17 protein-coding genes are annotated in these 16,541 nt (G+C 57.8%); 5 read left to right on the forward strand and 12 right to left on the reverse strand.

What is annotated here, in order from left to right:
* Window positions 1-75: 75 nt before the first annotated feature.
* The 9 genes from ACF2JD_RS12155 to ACF2JD_RS12195 all read right to left on the reverse strand — a co-directional run bounded on the left by ACF2JD_RS12155 (window position 76) and on the right by ACF2JD_RS12195 (window position 9,310).
* A complete protein-coding gene (locus tag ACF2JD_RS12155; RefSeq protein WP_106886499.1) occupies window positions 76-597 on the reverse strand; it encodes a fimbrial protein in 522 nt (173 codons plus the stop codon).
* 10 nt (window positions 598-607) lie between these two features.
* Window positions 608-1,717 carry a fimbrial protein gene (locus tag ACF2JD_RS12160; RefSeq protein WP_395949961.1) on the reverse strand — a complete coding sequence of 370 codons (1,110 nt, stop codon included), beginning with the start codon at window positions 1,715-1,717 and terminating at the stop codon, window positions 608-610.
* A gap of 68 nt (window positions 1,718-1,785) precedes the next feature.
* Window positions 1,786-4,347, reverse strand: a complete 2,562-nt coding sequence (locus ACF2JD_RS12165; RefSeq protein ID WP_395949960.1) for a fimbrial biogenesis usher protein — start codon at window positions 4,345-4,347, stop codon at window positions 1,786-1,788.
* A gap of 12 nt (window positions 4,348-4,359) precedes the next feature.
* A complete protein-coding gene (locus tag ACF2JD_RS12170) occupies window positions 4,360-5,052 on the reverse strand; it encodes a fimbrial biogenesis chaperone (RefSeq protein WP_204356796.1) in 693 nt (230 codons plus the stop codon).
* Window positions 5,053-5,061: 9 nt separating this feature from the next.
* Window positions 5,062-5,556 carry a fimbrial protein gene (locus ACF2JD_RS12175; RefSeq protein ID WP_111911534.1) on the reverse strand — a complete coding sequence of 165 codons (495 nt, stop codon included), beginning with the start codon at window positions 5,554-5,556 and terminating at the stop codon, window positions 5,062-5,064.
* A gap of 374 nt (window positions 5,557-5,930) precedes the next feature.
* On the reverse strand, window positions 5,931-6,485 hold the full coding sequence (locus tag ACF2JD_RS12180) for a fimbrial protein (RefSeq protein ID WP_111911536.1): 555 nt from the start codon (window positions 6,483-6,485) through the stop codon (window positions 5,931-5,933).
* Window positions 6,486-6,816: 331 nt separating this feature from the next.
* A complete protein-coding gene (locus ACF2JD_RS12185; protein WP_204356798.1) occupies window positions 6,817-7,107 on the reverse strand; it encodes a FaeA/PapI family transcriptional regulator in 291 nt (96 codons plus the stop codon).
* An 85-nt stretch (window positions 7,108-7,192) separates the two neighbouring features.
* Entirely contained in the window at window positions 7,193-7,696 is a 504-nt protein-coding gene (locus ACF2JD_RS12190) for a transcription termination/antitermination NusG family protein (protein WP_440987496.1), read from the reverse strand.
* 1,116 nt (window positions 7,697-8,812) lie between these two features.
* On the reverse strand, window positions 8,813-9,310 hold the full coding sequence (locus tag ACF2JD_RS12195) for a hypothetical protein (protein WP_440987528.1): 498 nt from the start codon (window positions 9,308-9,310) through the stop codon (window positions 8,813-8,815).
* Here ACF2JD_RS12195 and ACF2JD_RS12200 point away from each other — a divergent pair.
* The 5 genes from ACF2JD_RS12200 to ACF2JD_RS12220 all read left to right on the forward strand — a co-directional run bounded on the left by ACF2JD_RS12200 (window position 9,275) and on the right by ACF2JD_RS12220 (window position 13,345).
* Complete coding sequence (locus tag ACF2JD_RS12200; RefSeq protein WP_240455327.1) at window positions 9,275-9,397, forward strand: AraC family transcriptional regulator; 123 nt, start codon at window positions 9,275-9,277, stop codon at window positions 9,395-9,397. The genes ACF2JD_RS12195 and ACF2JD_RS12200 overlap by 36 nt on opposite strands.
* A 227-nt stretch (window positions 9,398-9,624) precedes the next feature.
* On the forward strand, window positions 9,625-10,281 hold the full coding sequence (locus ACF2JD_RS12205) for a Bax inhibitor-1/YccA family protein (RefSeq protein ID WP_005302492.1): 657 nt from the start codon (window positions 9,625-9,627) through the stop codon (window positions 10,279-10,281).
* 80 nt (window positions 10,282-10,361) lie between these two features.
* A complete protein-coding gene (locus ACF2JD_RS12210; protein WP_440987497.1) occupies window positions 10,362-10,697 on the forward strand; it encodes a hypothetical protein in 336 nt (111 codons plus the stop codon).
* Window position 10,698: 1 nt separating this feature from the next.
* Window positions 10,699-12,834 (forward strand): YccS family putative transporter, encoded by a 2,136-nt coding sequence (gene yccS / locus ACF2JD_RS12215; protein ID WP_440987498.1) that lies wholly within the window; start codon window positions 10,699-10,701, stop codon window positions 12,832-12,834.
* 154 nt (window positions 12,835-12,988) lie between these two features.
* Window positions 12,989-13,345, forward strand: coding sequence for a TusE/DsrC/DsvC family sulfur relay protein (locus tag ACF2JD_RS12220; protein ID WP_041204294.1), 357 nt, complete (start codon window positions 12,989-12,991; stop codon window positions 13,343-13,345).
* Window positions 13,346-13,454: 109 nt separating this feature from the next.
* On the opposite strand, the gene dedD is transcribed toward ACF2JD_RS12220, so the two are convergent.
* The 3 genes from dedD to accD form a co-directional block, all read right to left on the reverse strand.
* Window positions 13,455-14,240, reverse strand: coding sequence for a cell division protein DedD (gene dedD, locus ACF2JD_RS12225; RefSeq protein ID WP_262110745.1), 786 nt, complete (start codon window positions 14,238-14,240; stop codon window positions 13,455-13,457).
* A gap of 146 nt (window positions 14,241-14,386) precedes the next feature.
* Complete coding sequence (folC, locus tag ACF2JD_RS12230; RefSeq protein ID WP_440987499.1) at window positions 14,387-15,643, reverse strand: bifunctional tetrahydrofolate synthase/dihydrofolate synthase; 1,257 nt, start codon at window positions 15,641-15,643, stop codon at window positions 14,387-14,389.
* A 2-nt stretch (window positions 15,644-15,645) separates the two neighbouring features.
* Window positions 15,646-16,509, reverse strand: coding sequence for an acetyl-CoA carboxylase, carboxyltransferase subunit beta (gene accD, locus ACF2JD_RS12235; RefSeq protein ID WP_025327347.1), 864 nt, complete (start codon window positions 16,507-16,509; stop codon window positions 15,646-15,648).
* Window positions 16,510-16,541 lie beyond the last annotated feature (32 nt).

Here is a 16,541-nt window from a genome sequence, read left to right on the forward strand (position 1 = left end):
TGGGGTCAGACAGAGACCATCAGAGGGCGCGCCATCGCCAGGATTCCTCTGGCCGGATCCGGGCAGCCACCGGTGTTATGGGTATTCCACATTCAAGACGGCCTGGGCGCTGAACACCCCGGGTTGTGGCAGGGCGCCTGTACCCACAGGGGCCGCATAGAAGAGCACTGTCCCCTCCCCATTGAGCAGAGGCACCGACAGTTTTCCGGTATTGGGCACTATCCAGTCACCGCTGTCGGCCACGTCACTCTGGGTCGAGAGAGCCACCCCCAGCCCCGCCTTGCCGGTCTCTATCAGCGCGGGGTTTTCCGCAGAGGCCGCCGCGTTGACACTCAGCGTCACTCCTGTGCCCATGTCCACACAGCTGATGGGCATAGAAACCGTCTGGATCAAACCAGGTTGAGAGGGGGGCGCCCCCAGTCTGATGCTGCTGGACGGGAAGGTGCCGAAGTCCACGATTTCGGCCGCATTGTTGTTGATGACGCAACCCGGCTGGATCAGGGTAGCGCGCACCTCAATAGTCACATCCGCCGCCCCGGCGAAGAAGACGGCGCCGCACAGGGCAAGGCCGATGCTCGCGGCTATCTTGCTGTTCATCACGTCCGCCTCATTGATAGGATAAAGTGACACCCACTAGGGCCGTCGCCGTACCGGCCGTCATCTCCCCGGTCCGGATATAGCGAAAGCCGAGGGGGAAGTTGAATGTGCCACCCTGGGGACCACTCTGCCCCAGCCAGACTTGATTGATGCCGTGGTTGCTGGCGTCATCGGGCCCCAGCGAATAGAACTTGCCGCTCCCTGGATTGACCACTTGAACCCCCAACCCACGGGCGGTACTGTCGCCAGTCAGCTCTACGATGCTGGTTCTGTTGCTCGGGTTGGTCTGATCCGAGAGTGTGAAGTGGATCTCGACATTGGGATCGCACTGCAAGCTGATCATGGTGGGGATAGTGCTGGTGGTACTGCCAACGGCGGAGAAATCACGGGAACTCAGCTCGCCGAAGTCGATGTAGGTATGCGCCGGAGAGGTCACGTCGCACCCCCGGGCGGCGACATTGACAGTAAAGGCCCGCTGCCCGACGCGATCCTGATATGTCCTCCCTTCCTCATCTCGGCAATCAACACCCAAAAACGCCTCCATTTGCGGAATCACATAACTGCCTGCTGGCAACTCACCGGGCATGGCATACAAGACATAACGAAATCTTGCATCAATGGCATCGGTGCCAGGTGCCCGCGTGGCGTTGGGAGTCGGATACCAGGTCGTGAACGTCCAGGCAAGGGGGACGGCATCACTGTCTGGGGCTGAGGTATCCCTGGTCGGGACTATGACCCCGAAATAGGGATTACCCGTTGACATGAGGGTATGTACTTTTCCATTAAATTCGACGGTATGAGCCGTGGCCGCGGTATAGCTGAAAAAACTCCCCTCTCTATCTTTGACCGTGGGATCACTTGGGTGGCAGACATTGGCGGCTGTCAATCCTGCATTCGCCACCAGATAAGCCTCGGAATTATTCTCTGGTGCCGTTATGGTTATTTGACCACTGGGTGGCCCCAGATATGTCTTGGCCGAGACGGTGGATACATGAAATACACTCGCCATCATGCTTCCCCATATTCCAGAAATCATGGCCAAACGTATCAACCCGGTGAATGCACTCTTGCCACCCATATAGGCCCACTGGTCACCTGAAAAATAATGACACACCCTCATTACTCACACCTTTCATTTAAATAACAGGAATATTTATCAAGCATTCAGGAGAAACACTGACGATGCGTCTATTTATTCTGATGACAGGCTATGGCTAACCGGGTGATGGGTGCCTGCTTCGCCGGTTCCGGCAGCAGGTAATCGGCCCCGCAGCGCTGATCCTGCCCGGCACCCCATCGGATATCCAGGGATCCTGTGGGAGCCAGACCAGCCAGGTACACCACCCCCTCCTCACTCACAATGCCCGATACGCCCTCCTGCTCGCTGACAACACGCGCGCCAAAGGGAACGGGGTTGCCATCGAAAGTCAGCGCAAACAGCGCTCTGATCCCTTTCCTGGTCTCAAGCGTTGCACGCACCAGAGCGCCATCGGTCGGCACCACCATGGCGACGGCTTCATCCACCTCCACGTCGTCCTGCAACGAATTCACATCCAGCGCGACGCGGTTCAGGCGATAGCTAGAGGCATAAGGGATGACGGCATAGCCATCGGTGTCGGTGACAGTGCCTATGGTGTTCTCAATCTCGACCCCCTCGGCACCCGGTGCCGCCACCAGAATATTGGTGTTGCCAAGTGGCTGGCTGAAGGTCACGCCGCCCGCATGCACCACAACACCGCCAGTTCCGCCATAGGTCACCTGCTGCTTGTCCTCGCTGTAGTTATATCCGAGCTCAATATCGCCTCTGGCGCCTTGATACTGGATCTGTGCATTGCCACTGGATCCCACGTCCTGGTTGGTATATCCCTGCTGAACGCTGTAATTCAGGTTCTTATTTTCCAAGGCGGTCCCGCTCAGCCCAATCCGGTTCGTCGTCCGTCCATCCGCATCGTAGCTGACACCATAATCAGCGTAGGCAGAGGCGTAATCATCCGAGGTTGCCAGCCATCGCCCGACGGGGAGGGAAATATTCAGCGAGATGACCTTGTCTTCTTCAGGTTCAAAGGCGCTCTGGTTATAGCTGTATGCGAGTGAGTAAGTGATGTCTTTCCACACACCGGAATAACCGAGTTGCAGATATCTGTCCTCTTCATCGGTTTCCCAATAATTTTGCACTCGCGCACTCAAATAGACCGACTCGGCATCCCCTATCTGCTGGGATATGCTGCCCTCCAACCTGCCGCGCTTGGCATAATTGAGGTCATAGCGGCTGACTGGCTCATCATCATGGCCAGAATCGTCCGACTCATTATTACCGTCATCCAGATCACCAGACATGGATTTATAGGTGCTATCGGCGAAGGTGTAATATCCCTGCGTAGAATAATGGGCCCCCAGTAGCTGCACATCAGTGCCAAGGTCCACCAGTGATTTGGCATAAAGCAGGCTGAAGGATTGTCCTTGTGTCTCGCTTTCATCCGGCAGTACCGTATTTGCATAGGATAACTCGGCCGAGATGGCACCGAAGTCCCCCATGTTTTTGCCAATCCCCACCGCAAAGGAGTAATAATCCGACGATAATTGTGTTCCGCCAAAGAGCGTCACCGTTTCCTGAACCCCCATGGCGAGGGAACCCTGAATAAACTCAGGCTCTTCCTGCATATCGCTGCCAGAACGATATTTCCCTAACGTCACGTCATATTTCACCCGACCTTCACGGAGCAAGGTTGGAATGGATGCAAAAGGCACAACATAATGGCTGATGCTGCCATCATTCTCCTTCACTTCCACATCAAGGTCGCCGTTGGCCGAGGTCGCAAACAGATCCTCAATCAGAAATGGACCCGGAGGAACATGGGTCTGGTAAATCACATAGCCATTCTGCTTGATGGTGACGCTGGCATTGCTCTTCGCAATGCCATGTACCGTGGGTGCATATCCCTGCAAGCTGCTGGGGTACATCTGTTCATCTGATGCCAGCTGCACGCCACGAAAACCCACGCTGTCAAATATGTCGGACAGGGTGCTGCTATCACCTATGACGAGTTCACTCTTCAATGGGATGATGGCCCGCGTAATATGATTGCTCACACTCTGCAATTCGCTCGATTCATCACCCTTGTTCCAGGTCGAGTAATTTCTAAACCGCCACGCCCCCATATTGATACCGGTGTTGAGTGCAACAAAGCTGTCATCACCTATATCTTCCTTGCCTACGCTGTTGCTGCCACTGAACATGTAGTTCAGCATCAGCGCGTTGATACCTTCATCCCACAGCTCTTCCGAGACTTCACCCAGCACGCGCCGACTCATGGCAGCCTGCGGAATACTCACATCGAGCCGCAAACGCTCAAAGTAGAAGACATAATCGGCACCGGGGATCAGCTCCCGAATATCGACAGGCCCGGCCATCTCCTCCCCCACGGCGGGCTGCCCCTCTGACAGCGCTTGCGCATCGACGCCGAAGGCAACCAGATCATCGACGGAGAGCACTGGCCGCAAACCATCGCCATCCTTTTTGGATGTGCTGACGGCGAACACCACATCTCTGGTATCCACAAACTGATCGTTCAGAAATATATCGACCCGGTAGGTTCCCGGTAGCTGTTCGTTTTGTTCAAATGCAGCCAGATCCGCCACCGAGGACGGATCACCTGACAAGAATGCAGGATTAAACTGGACATCGGCCTGAGCATCAGAGAGCAGGCCCCATCCCGCCAATAATACGGCCAGTGACTTCGAATACGACATGGCTTGCATCCATTACGATTTAGGGCAAATGGACGGCTTGGTTTGAGAACCGTAATCATTGATTGATTGAAATGTCACATCCCCCGTCAAGTTGTCGACGTCGACACGCTCAGTCGCCAATGGTGGGACCATCATGTTGGCGACTCTTGTCTTTCCTACCTGCAGATTGACCATGGTGACAAAATAGGGCGACGGGTTGCGAACCGTCAGCATGCTGCCCTCGAGATTGCAACGCAGCATGGCGGGCGCCTCTATCGGTGGCACGGCCAGCCCTTGGGGTCGATAAAACAACTTGATGACACTCTGGGTGGCAATTTGCAGGGTATTACTATTCTGAGCCGCCTCTGAAACAGCAGGGATGGCCTTGGCATTGAGATAATAAACACTTTCACGATCGGCGGGCAGCGGATTTGCCCCCACATAAATAATTCTTAAGGTGTTCTCTTTTTTCGGCATCAATTTAAACAATGGTGGCGTGACCACAAAGTCATTGCTTTTTTTTCCCTCACTATCCGTGAACCAGGACTGAATCAAAAAAAGCGCCTTCTCATCGGTGTTGGTCACGGCCAACGACACCTGTTTATTGCCTTGAGGATATATAACGCGAGTGGCACCCAGCACCACACCACCCGCATGAATGGCAGTGCTGATGAAATAGAGGGCAGCCCCTATAAAAAGTGAATGCATGCTTTTGTGCGCTATCATAAATACCTCTCAAGGATAGGCGACTAAAAAATATACTGGAACGCTGACCGGTGACTCACTGGACATGGGCACCAAAAATTTGAATTTGGAGTGGAACCGGAATACGGGACCATTTACGAAACGCAAGAGTGTTGGATCATGGGCAACCTGAATGACCACCCGACCATCGGACCAATTCCAGGCCCCCTCTTCAACCTCATTCGATCTCCCGACATCATCTGTGCCCTCATCCTCGACACCGCTAAAACGGACACTCACATTCTGACTGACCGCAGAGGTGCATTCGCTCAGCCGAATATCAAACAACTTGGCATCGGTCCACTCTGTGGACGTGATTCGCCCCTCTTGCCACGATATCAGCTGCGCTGTTTCGGGTGCGCCAATGGCACAGGTTGAATAAACGACGCGCCCCTCAAGGTTCACATCGCCGGCAGTTCGTACTCGCTTGCCCCCCTCTGCCGCGACACCCAATGGCGTCATGGCGACCAGAATGGACAGCGACATCCCTTGCAATGCTCTTAGCACCGACGGCCCCTTCGAAACGATCGATAACAAGGCGATGACCCAATAGATTGCAGAGCCCTACTCACCAAAAAGGTGCCTCGACTCCTGCACCCGGCTCCCCTGCTGCCGGCTCTCTCGACCCCAGACCGTCAACCGACCATGGGCATTCATCAATCAAGAAGGCTGCCGGTGATACCAGTACCCCATTGCCTTCTCGGAAGACGGAAGTACCGCGGGTAAACAAAAAGAGGAGTGTCATTGCGTGACAGCAAGTGCCTGTACGACTGCCCCCCCGATACCGAGACACCCTGCAATCTAACGTTGGGACATAACGGAATGGGTGGCTCCGACAAGGAGCCACCCAGCCAATTCCCTTACTCGTAATGCACGTTGAAATTGGCCACGCTGCTGACGGGGCCCGGTGTGACCACAGTGCTGGTGGAGATATAGTCGACCGACAACGGTATGACTGTGGTGCCATCTACGAGGGTCACCTTGCTGGAGGGTACACCGGTATTGATCTCCAGCACCTCGCTGTCCGGCCCCATCAGCACCAAACCCACCCCTTGTGCAGCACCAGAACCCGCCGAGTTGGCCAGCACAGAGGTCTTGCCAGGGGCTGTGGTGCCCGTGAATGACACTGCGGCCGTGGCCTGTACACTCGTATCGCAGTCAACCAGTTTGATTTCGAAATTTTCCGGTTGATTTGCAGGCGCATCCGCCGCGCCGTTAAAGGCGGCAGTGCGTACCTGATCCAGATAAACAGTTTGATCCAGGGAGTCGGAGCTCACCGCGCAGGCCGCATTGACAACCTCACCGTTGAAATAAACGGTACCACCGGTCACGATTGTCGCCGGTTCGGCAGCGAATGCATTCAGGCTCATACCAGAGGAGAGCACAACGGCCATGGCCAACAGGGACTTTTTCATAAAAACCTCAAATGAATGTGTAAATTAATAAGCGCCAAAGTCTATCTCTCAGAAAAATACATCCTGAGCATTGATATACATCTGGCAAGTACCTAGCAGTAAATAAACGTCTATGTCACTGACAAAAGTCACCCTGAAAATATATCTCCCTGATATATCTTGTTTTATTAAACTGTAATCATTATTTTGCTCCATGGCGCCATTAATCAGCGCCGCGGCAGTAGGTTATCAATACCAGCAAGAAGCCTCCCTCTCGGGGGGAGAATGAACATATAATGGAGAGTAGAGACATCATCACGGCATCCACATATTGGATGCTGTCATATATGGATCATGCTAGTGGCGTTAGAATGACAGGCTCTATATCAGGCAGTTCGTCCTTGCACAATCTAGGATACCAGCGCAGGGAGTTATTCACGTTTTGATATGAACAATAAACTGCCCCCTCATCTGCCAGTGCCAGCAAGTAGAGCCTCGCTGAATAGATGGTCTCATTGCACGCATCTGCAATTTCCCGCGTCTTGGGCCAGTCATCATAAGGCGGGATATTTCCTTCCACCGCAGGGCATAACGCCAGCAACGCACCATAAATCTTCTGTTTTTTGACGTCACTCTTTTTCACAATATGCTCGATTACCAGGTTCTTGATGGCTGATGTTCTGGGTATCAAATACAGACTCACCTAATCAGCTATATAACTTCAATTGTCAGGGGCAGCATCGACTCGCCTCGACAAATGCATAAAACAGTGCCGAACGTGTCACCCCATTTTTTTCCGCCATCACCCGCCTTATCTGCCTGCGTTGTGACTCCGTCAAGGCTGGTGCTTTTTGAGCCTGGGGCTCAGGGCTCACGAGCTGCTTTATCGACTCGTCTGCCTCCACATTTACCGTCAACACCAACTGCAGGACCTCATCGACCACGGCCTCGTGCAGAGGATTTATCACCCCGCCAAACCGCACAAGGTGGCTCAAGCCAGGGCAAGCCGACACTTTCGACGTATGGTGTGTCTCAGGATCGAAGTGAATAAAGAGATAGCCTGGAAATAATGGCTCCCAAACGGACCTTATTTGACCAGGGCGATCCAGCCTCGACTGATGCATGCGAATCTGGGGTATCAGCACCTCAATATTCAGATGTGCCAGAAATGCTTTAACCCTGAGTGCATTATGTTTTCCTGTCTTGTGACAGGCCAGATACCATCGCTCCACAGTGATTCGTTCCCATACCCATTATCGATGGATGCGCACCGAAAACCGGCAACAAGGGGGTAAGCTCCGCCAAAATCGTACCCGGGAGCACAATCTAGACGACATGAATTCGGTGACAATATGAGAGTTCCAATTCATGCCCTCACCTCGATTGAAATAATTCCAATCGAGGCTCGTAAACAGAATTAAACTCTGACACCCACATAATATCCATCAAATAGATGAATTAAAAGGCAACCAAGCAGATCAAAAAACCACAAAGACAATAAAAACAGCATTAAAGTCCAAACAAGACATTGATAGCAACAGATAATCTTTCTATGGGAACGATCCCTCGATACATTCGATCGAGATTAGCCGATAAAAAAACGTTTACGATCAGAAAAAAGCTGTTTTTTATAAGTAATAACTGAACTCTGACTTAATGAAATTTAAATTAAGGTATTCAGAAGCTGGCTCATGGATATAATAATTAGTTTGTGATTAGTTAACATTAAAATAACAATTTGCCAATGAAATATATCGCCTCAGAATGAGGGAGCATTTGAGGCCTTAATTCGACAGACTCAATAACCTGCACCACCGCCCATTTTCCTTTCTCCATCGCTTGCGGCTGTTCTTGTCATCCATATCCGGGGCCGGCTGGCGAGTTTCTTCCATGCATGACGCCAAACGGCTTCAGGCGACATCCACTGGGGGAGCGGTGAGGCGAGATTGGGCGATCGAACGAGACCATGGCGTGAGAGATCAGGACCCTCATCGCTCTGCATTTACACGTCGGTTGCACCTGGGTGATGGGCGCCGACAAGAAAAAGGCCCTTTGCGGGTCTGTCTGCGCAGCAGGCCAAGCGGCCTATGCGGGGAGCGGCGGACACAGCAAAGCCCGGACAACCTCGGCCGGGTCTATGAGTGAAGCGGCGCCTGTCCTGGCGCCATCCGACAAGACAAGAAGGCCGGATCCCGCGCCCGGTTGCGTACAAACGGCCACCCGAAAATGGCCGGGCCCAGCCCCGCAGGGCGTCGCTGTCCGCCTTCACTCTTCACCTTCACTCTTCGCCTCCACTCTCCACCTTAACTGCCTGCCTTCATTACCCTTATTGATTGCCCATCCCCTGCTCATTGCCCGTAATAGTGTTCCAGCAGCGCGTCGGCCACGGAGATCTGCATCTGGGGCCAGCGCTCGCCCTTCTCCCTGATAGTCAGCAGGCTCTCCTTCTGGGGGCGAAGCTGGCTGCCAAGCCGCCGGTTCAGGGCCTCGTAGTGGGCGATGACAGCCTGCCGGCTGAAGAGGCCCGGGGTCAGATCCCGCCGGTAGCCCCGAAACGGCTGCTGCAACCCCTGGTAGACCGCCAGGTGATAGACAGAGTGGTGGTCTTCTTCCTCGAAGTAGCGGCTGGTGACGTGCAGGTTGTGACCGGGGCGCGCCGCCACGCTTAGGGCAAACTGCCGCAACTGATCCCGGTGAAACTCGGATCGACCAACTCCCGGCGTGAAGGGGTTGTTGGCCACAGCCACAAACAGCGAGGCGGGGTGCTTGAGCGGGGCAAGCAAGGCCCGCTCGATAAGCGCAGCATCTCCCTGCAGGAGGCCGCCGAGCACGCGGGTTACAGCCATGTCGCGAACTTCATCACGGCGTTTCGCAAGCTGTTTGGCTATTCGCCCAGACAGGTCACCCGGCACGGGCGGGCGCAAACTGAGTAGCCGCCGCAGCCAGCCGGCACCAAGGTCTGCAAATCCATCCGCCCCTTGCCGCTCGTGCTGCTTCATCCTCTTGTTCATGCGCAATACATCTTTGCTCTGGAATAGTAGAGGCCGACACAGTTGGGGGGCGCTTGAAATCAGCGCTCGTCATCCACACATTCAGTGCATACAATGCGTTAACGAAGCGGAATCTGCCGCCTCACCCCGGAAATCAAGAGGACACCAAGATGGATACCCGTTCTATCTACACTGGCACCCAGAGTGCCGCGCGTGACACCAACAAGGTGCTGCGCAACACCTATATGCTGCTCTCCCTCACTCTTGGCTTCTCTGCCGTGGTGGCCGGGGTTGCCACCGTGATGAACATGCCGCCCCTGCACTGGGCCATCTTCCTCATCGGTGTCTATGGTCTGATGTTCCTGACCGAGAAAAACCGTGACAACGGCATGGGGCTGGTGTTCACCTTCGCCCTGACCGGCCTGCTGGGCTACAGCCTGGGCCCCATCATCAACATGTACATGAACAATGGTGGCGGCGAGATAGTGATGACCGCGCTCGGCGGCACGGCGCTCACCTTCTTCGGTCTGTCGGCCTATGCCCTGACCACCAAGCGTGACCTCTCCTTCATCGGCGGCATGCTGTTCGTCGGTTTCTGGGTGTTGCTGGTGGCCATGGTCGCCAACATCTTCCTGCAGATGAGCGCCCTGAGCCTGGCCCTGTCCGCCATGTTCATGCTGTTCTCCTCCGGCGCCATCCTGCTGACCACCCAGCAGATAGTGCGCGGCGGCGAGACCAACTACATCTCCGCCACCGTGACCCTGTATGTCTCCATCTACAACATCTTCCTGAGTCTGCTGAGCCTGCTTGGCGGCAACCGCAACTGATGAAAAACCCCGCTTCGGCGGGGTTTTTATTGGCACCTGTTTCTGTCAGGATAAGTTGCAAATCAAGGATATGAAGCAAAGTGGCCCTGATCCAAATCAGGGCCACTTCGTTACCGACGAGTTATGCTGTCACTTTCGTTTCGCTCAAGGGTTGCGTCTATCCCATGCCCATGGACTTCTCCAGTTTGCTGCACCGTCTGCTGACCGACACCACATCCATTTCACTTCGCTCAAGGGTGGTGCTTGGCATGCACATGGACTTCTCCAGTTTGCTGCGCCGTCTGCTGACCGACAGTCACATCGATTTCATTTCGCTCAAGGGTGAGCCTGGCATGCCCATGGACTTCTCCAGTTTGCTGCGTCGCCTGTTGACAGACAGCCATATCCATTTCATTTCGCTCAAGGGTGGTGCCTAGCATGCCCATGGACTTCTCAGGTTTATTGCGCCGCCTGTTGACAGACAGCCACATCTACTTCGCCCTCAAGGTACTGCTGGCCATCCTGGGGCTGCTCGCCTTCGCCCTGGCCACCGGTGACATCCAGCTCACCGTGCTGCTCTCCCTCGGGGTAGTGGCGGGGGCCATCGCCGAGACAGATGACAGCCTGTGGGGCCGGGTCAAGAACCTCGCCATGACGCTGGTCTGTTTCCTGTTTGCCTCCCTGTGCGTGCAGTACCTCTTCCCCACCCCCTGGCTGTTTGCCCTGGGGCTCGCGGGCTCCACCTTCATCTTCGTGATGGTGGGGGCGCTCGGTCAGCGCTACGCCACCATCAGCTTCGGCTCCCTGCTTATCGCCATCTACACCATGCTGGGAGCCGCCAAGGCGCCGGATCTCTTCTACCAGCCGCTGGCGCTCGGTGCCGGCGCCCTCTGGTACGGCCTGGTCTCTCTCGTCTGGCTCTGGCTGCTGCCCTACAAGACACTGCACGAGCAGCTCGCCCAGAGCTATTTCGCCCTCGGCCGCTACCTGCTGGAAAAGTCCCGCTTCTTCCCGGCGGACGAGCACGGCGCCCAGGCCATTCGCCACAACCTGGCCCAGCTCAACATCAACCTGGTCAATGCCCTGAATCTAACCAAGACGGCGCTCAATGCCCGCCTCAGTACCCGCCATCAGGCGGCACCCGAGCTCGCCGGCCTGCTGCGGCTCTACCTGCTTGCACTGGAGATCCAGGAGCGGGCCACCTCCAGCCACTACCCCTACAGCCGGCTCGAGGCCGAGCTCAAGCAGGGCATAGTGCTGGACGGCTTCCAGGAGGTGTTCCTGCAGCTCTCGGAGGCGTGCCAGCGGCTCGGTTACGCCATCCTGGTGCACAAGCCCTATGCCCATCACAAGCGCATCCACTGGACCCTGGAGGCCCTTGGCGACCAGCTGGAGTTCACCCATCTCAAGCAGCACTATCCCAAGACCCTGCTGACGCCGATGAAGTTCCTGCGCCGCAACCTGGCCAGCATCAACGAGCTGCTGGCCAGCGCCGAGGAGCTGCAAAACCCCGCCTCCCCTCCCGCCAGCCTGCCGCCCCTGGCGAGGCCTGCCTCCTTGCCGTTGCTGACCCTGCTCAAGCAGCACCTGACCCCGAACTCCATGGTGTTTCGCCACGCCCTGCGACTGTCGCTGGGCCTGGTGGTGGGTTACGGCATCCTGCAGGCATTCAGTCTGGACAAGGGGTACTGGATACTGCTGACGGTGCTGTTCGTCTGTCAGCCGAGCTACAGCGCCACCCGCCGCCGCCTGGTGCAGCGTATGCTCGGCACCTTCGCCGGCATCTTGATAGGCGTGCCCGTGCTCTGGCTCTTCCCCGAATTGCACCTGCAACTGGGGATCATGGGACTGGCAGCCTTCCTCTTCTTCACCCAGGTGCGCAGCAACTACAGCGCCGCCGTCTGCTTCATCACCCTCTATGTGCTGATGGCGTTCAACCTGCTGGATGGCATCGGCTTCGCCATCCTGGGGCCGCGCCTGCTCGATACCCTGCTCGGCTGCCTGCTCTCCTACGCCCTGGTGGCCTGGCTCTGGCCGGACTGGCAATACAAGCGGCTGCCGACCCTGATTGCCAACTCCCTCTCTGCCAACGCCCGCTACCTGTCGGCTGTGCTCGCCAGCCTGCACCGCCAGCGCGACGAGTCCCTCGACTACCGGGTGGCCCGCAAGTGTGCCCACCTGGCCGACAGCGAGCTGGCCATGGCCTGGCAGAGCATGCTGGTGGAGCCGAGCAAGCGCCGCCGCTTCCTCGATCTCTGCTTCACCCTCACCTGGCGCAACCACGCCCTGCTCTCCTACATCTCGGCCCTAGGGGCACACCGTGACAGGCTGGAGCCCATAGAAGGCCTTGACGAGATCAGCCGCCACATCAGCCATACCCTGGAGCGGGCCGCCGGCCATCTGGCGGGGGATATGCCGGCCCAGCTCGAGGGCTCATGCCCGGCCATAGCCCCGGACAGCAGCGAGGAGCAGCTGATGTTGACCCAGCAGCTCACCCTCATCAGCCAACTGGCGGACGAGTTGCTGATGCTGGCCAACGACGGCCAGCTGCTCACCCGGCAAGGCAACGTCTGACGGGCGAAGAAAGGCACCAGTCCAGAGAACGCACACCGGGCGGGGCGACGGCCCTGCCCGGTGAATTATGCCCCCTGGCGCGTCTGCGCCGGTTGCTCGCCGAAGATCAAGGCGCTACCATGCCCGCCCAATCCCGACAGCCCGAGGAGCCTCCATGTCAGAGCACCCGTCCGAACAACATCAGCTGCATTTCAACGGCCAACTCATCGAGACCGATGCCAAGGGCTATCTGCGCCACAGCGAAGAGTGGAGCGAGGCGCTGGCGCTGGTATTGGCCGAGCAGGAGGGCATAGTGCTGGAGGAGCCGCACTGGGAAGTGGTGCGCTTCGTGCGGGCCTTCTATCTGGAGTTCAACACCTCCCCCGCCATCCGCGCCCTGGTCAAGGCGATGGAGAAACAATACGGCCCCGAGAAGGGCAACAGCCGCTACCTCTACAAGCTGTTCCCCGAGGGACCCGCCAAGCAGGCCACCAAGATTGCCGGCCTGCCCAAGCCGGTGAAGTGCATCTAAAAACCAGCACCGCCTCTCCCTGAGACCCTGAACAGGTGCCAAAAAAATACCGCGCCCATCTGTGAAATGAGGCGCGGTATTTTTTTGTTCGGCGTTCGTCAAACCCGCCTTAGGGGTTGTAGGCCACCACTGAGCCGCTCAGCCCCGTCATCTGGCTTATCCTGCTCTGCATGCCCTGCAGCTTGGCCTTGGAGACATCCGGCCCGATAAAGACCCGGTTGATCTGCCCCTGCACCGGGGTTCTCGGCGAGGTCTGGGCCGAGTAGCCGGCCGCCCTCAGCTTGCCCACCAGGGCATTGACGCTGTCAGCATTCTTGAAGGCGCCGAGCTGCAGGATCCAGCTGCCCTGGGCAGGGGCTGCCGCTGCGGGTGCCGGCGTGGCCGCCTGGGTCGTCATCTTGCTCGCGATGAGATCGTCCATGGACTTGATCTGACCCACCTGCGGCTTGCTCTCCACCGGCTTCTTCACCTCGACCGGCTTGGGGGGCACCGGCTTGGGCTTGGGCTGCTCCACCGGTTTCTTGGCCACCACCTCGGGCTTGGGCACGGGTTTGGGCTCAGGCTTGGCCGCAACCTGGGTCGCTGGCTGTGCCTGGGTGGCAGCAGAGGCTTGATTGGCGGCCAGGGTAACCGTATCCCCAATCTCTTCTACCTGCCACTGGGTGGCGGCAGAGGCCTGCTGCTGGCTCGCCAGGTGATCGGCCGGCAGGGTACTGGCGGCAGAGACCTGCAAGGCGGGCTTGGCGGGCTCAAGCTCAGGGCGCAGCGGGATCTTGGCGAACGCCTCTTCCTTCTGCTCCAGCTTGTTGCCGTCCATCAGATCCGGCAGAAAAATGACAACCAGGGCGACCAGGATGACGGTCCCCACTAATCTGTTTTGAAACTTCGAAGCCAAGTTAATTTCCACCCATGTTACTTAAACTCAACTGCAATCTTGCGGACATCCACGATGAACGGTCCCCAGCAGCCATGCTGTTATGCAACCTCAGCGCCAGGCAGCTCCCTGCCCGTGTCGCTGGACCCATGATGCTCAGAAACGGCTCAGGCGCTCGCCGCCAGCACGTCGGCGACAGTGTAAAACGAACCAAAGACGATGACCATATCATCAGGACTCGATACGGCCAGGGCAGCCCGATAAGCCGCGCTCACGCCGTCAAAGGTCGCCGCCGGGCCCTGCCCGTCCCCGAGGGCGGCGGCAAGCTGCTCTGCAGTGGCGGCGCGCGGGCCTGTGAGGCTGGCCAGGAACCACTGGTCGATGAGGCCATCGAGTTCGGCCAGCGACCCCGCCATGTCCTTGTCTTTCAGCATGCCGACCACGGCGCGGCGCTTGCCTGTGCCGGGGATCTGGCGCAGCTGACTCGCCAGATAAGCCGCCGAATGGGGATTGTGGGCCACATCAACGATGACCAGCGGCTCGTCTTGCAGCCGCTGCATCCGCCCCGCCAGCCGGGCATTGGCCAGCCCTTCACGGATGGCGGACTCCGCCAGCGGCAGGCCGAGGGACTCCAGCGCCGCCAGCACTGTGACCGCGTTCATCAGCGGCAGGGCCGGTTTGGGCAGCCCCAGCCAGTGATTCAGGCCGTGGTAATCCCAACCGGTATGGTGCTCATCGCCCTGGAAGTCGCGGCCGACCTGACGCAAAGAGGCGCCGATGCGTGCCGCTTCGCTCGCGATGGTCGCTGGGGGATTGGGCTCGCCGCTGATGGCGGGCTTGCCTGCGCGGTAGACGCCCGCTTTTTCCACTGCCACCGCTTCCCGGGTATCCCCGAGCCAGTCGCAGTGATCGAGCGCGATGGAGGTGATCATGGCCACATCGGACTCCACCACATTGGTGGCGTCGAGCCGGCCGCCCAGCCCCACTTCCAGCAGCAGCACGTCGGGCGCGGCACGGCAGAAGAGCCACAGGCCCGCCAGGGTGGCGAACTCGAAGAAGGTGAGGGCAATCTCGCCGCGAGCGGCTTCCACCTCGGCAAAGGCGGCGCAGTGCTCGCTGTCAGAGAGCTCGGCCCCATCGATACGCACCCGCTCGGTAAAGCGCAGCAGGTGCGGCGAGGAGTAGACCCCCACCTTGTAACCGGCGGCCATCAGTATGCTGGCGGCCATGGCACAGGAGGAGCCCTTGCCGTTGGTGCCTGCCACAGTGATCACCTTGAACGGCAACCGGGTGAGGCCCATGCGCCGGGCAACGGCGCCGACCCGCTCCAGCCCCATGTCGATGTTGACCGGGTGGATCTGTTCCAAATAAGAAAGCCAGTCGACCAGCGACCGGCTTTGAGATTGTTGCATGTGCGAACTCATGTTCAGTCTTCGATGACCTGAGTGTTCATCAGCTTGGCCAGCAGGCCGGCCAGACGGTTGCGCATTTCGCGCCTGTCGATGATGAGATCGATGGCACCCTTCTCCAGCAGGAACTCGGAGCGCTGGAAGCCTTCCGGCAGCTTCTCGCGCACTGTCTGCTCGATGACGCGGGGACCGGCGAAGCCGATCAGCGCCTTGGGCTCGCCCACGTTGATGTCACCCAGCATGGCCAGACTGGCGGAGACGCCCCCCATGGTGGGGTCGGTCAGCACAGAGATGAAGGGCAGGCCCGCCTTGGTGAGGCGATCGAGCGCCGCACTGGTCTTGGCCATCTGCATCAGGGAGAAGAGCGCTTCCTGCATCCGCGCCCCACCGGAGGTGGAGAAGCAGACCAGGCCGCGGCCTTCCTTGATGCACTCCTCGACGGCGCGCACGAAGCGGGCACCGACCACGGAGGACATGGAGCCACCGATGAAGGAGAACTCGAATGAACAGGCGACGACCGGCACCCCCTTGAGGGTCCCCTTCATCACCACCAGCGCATCTTTTTCTCCCGTCTCTTTCTGAGCGGCAGACAAACGATCCTTGTAGCGCTTGGAATCCTTGAATTTCAAGATGTCCTGCGGCTCCAGCTCGGCACCGACTTCGGTGCGGCCCTGCTCGTCGAGGAAGCTCTCGAGGCGGGCGCGGGCGCTGATCCGCATATGATGATCACACTTGGGGCACACTTCGAGATTGCGCTCCAGTTCTGCCCGGTAGAGCACCTGTTCGCAAGCGGTACACTTGGTCCACACCCCTTCCGGAATGTTGTGACGACGCGGTGTAGTGATCTTGCTCTTGGGAAGGATCTTCTCAAGCCAGCTCATGGAATTCCTTAATGCTTTTGTGCCTGACAAAA

Source organism: Aeromonas ichthyocola, from assembly GCF_046087985.1.
GTDB lineage: Bacteria > Pseudomonadota > Gammaproteobacteria > Enterobacterales > Aeromonadaceae > Aeromonas > Aeromonas rivipollensis.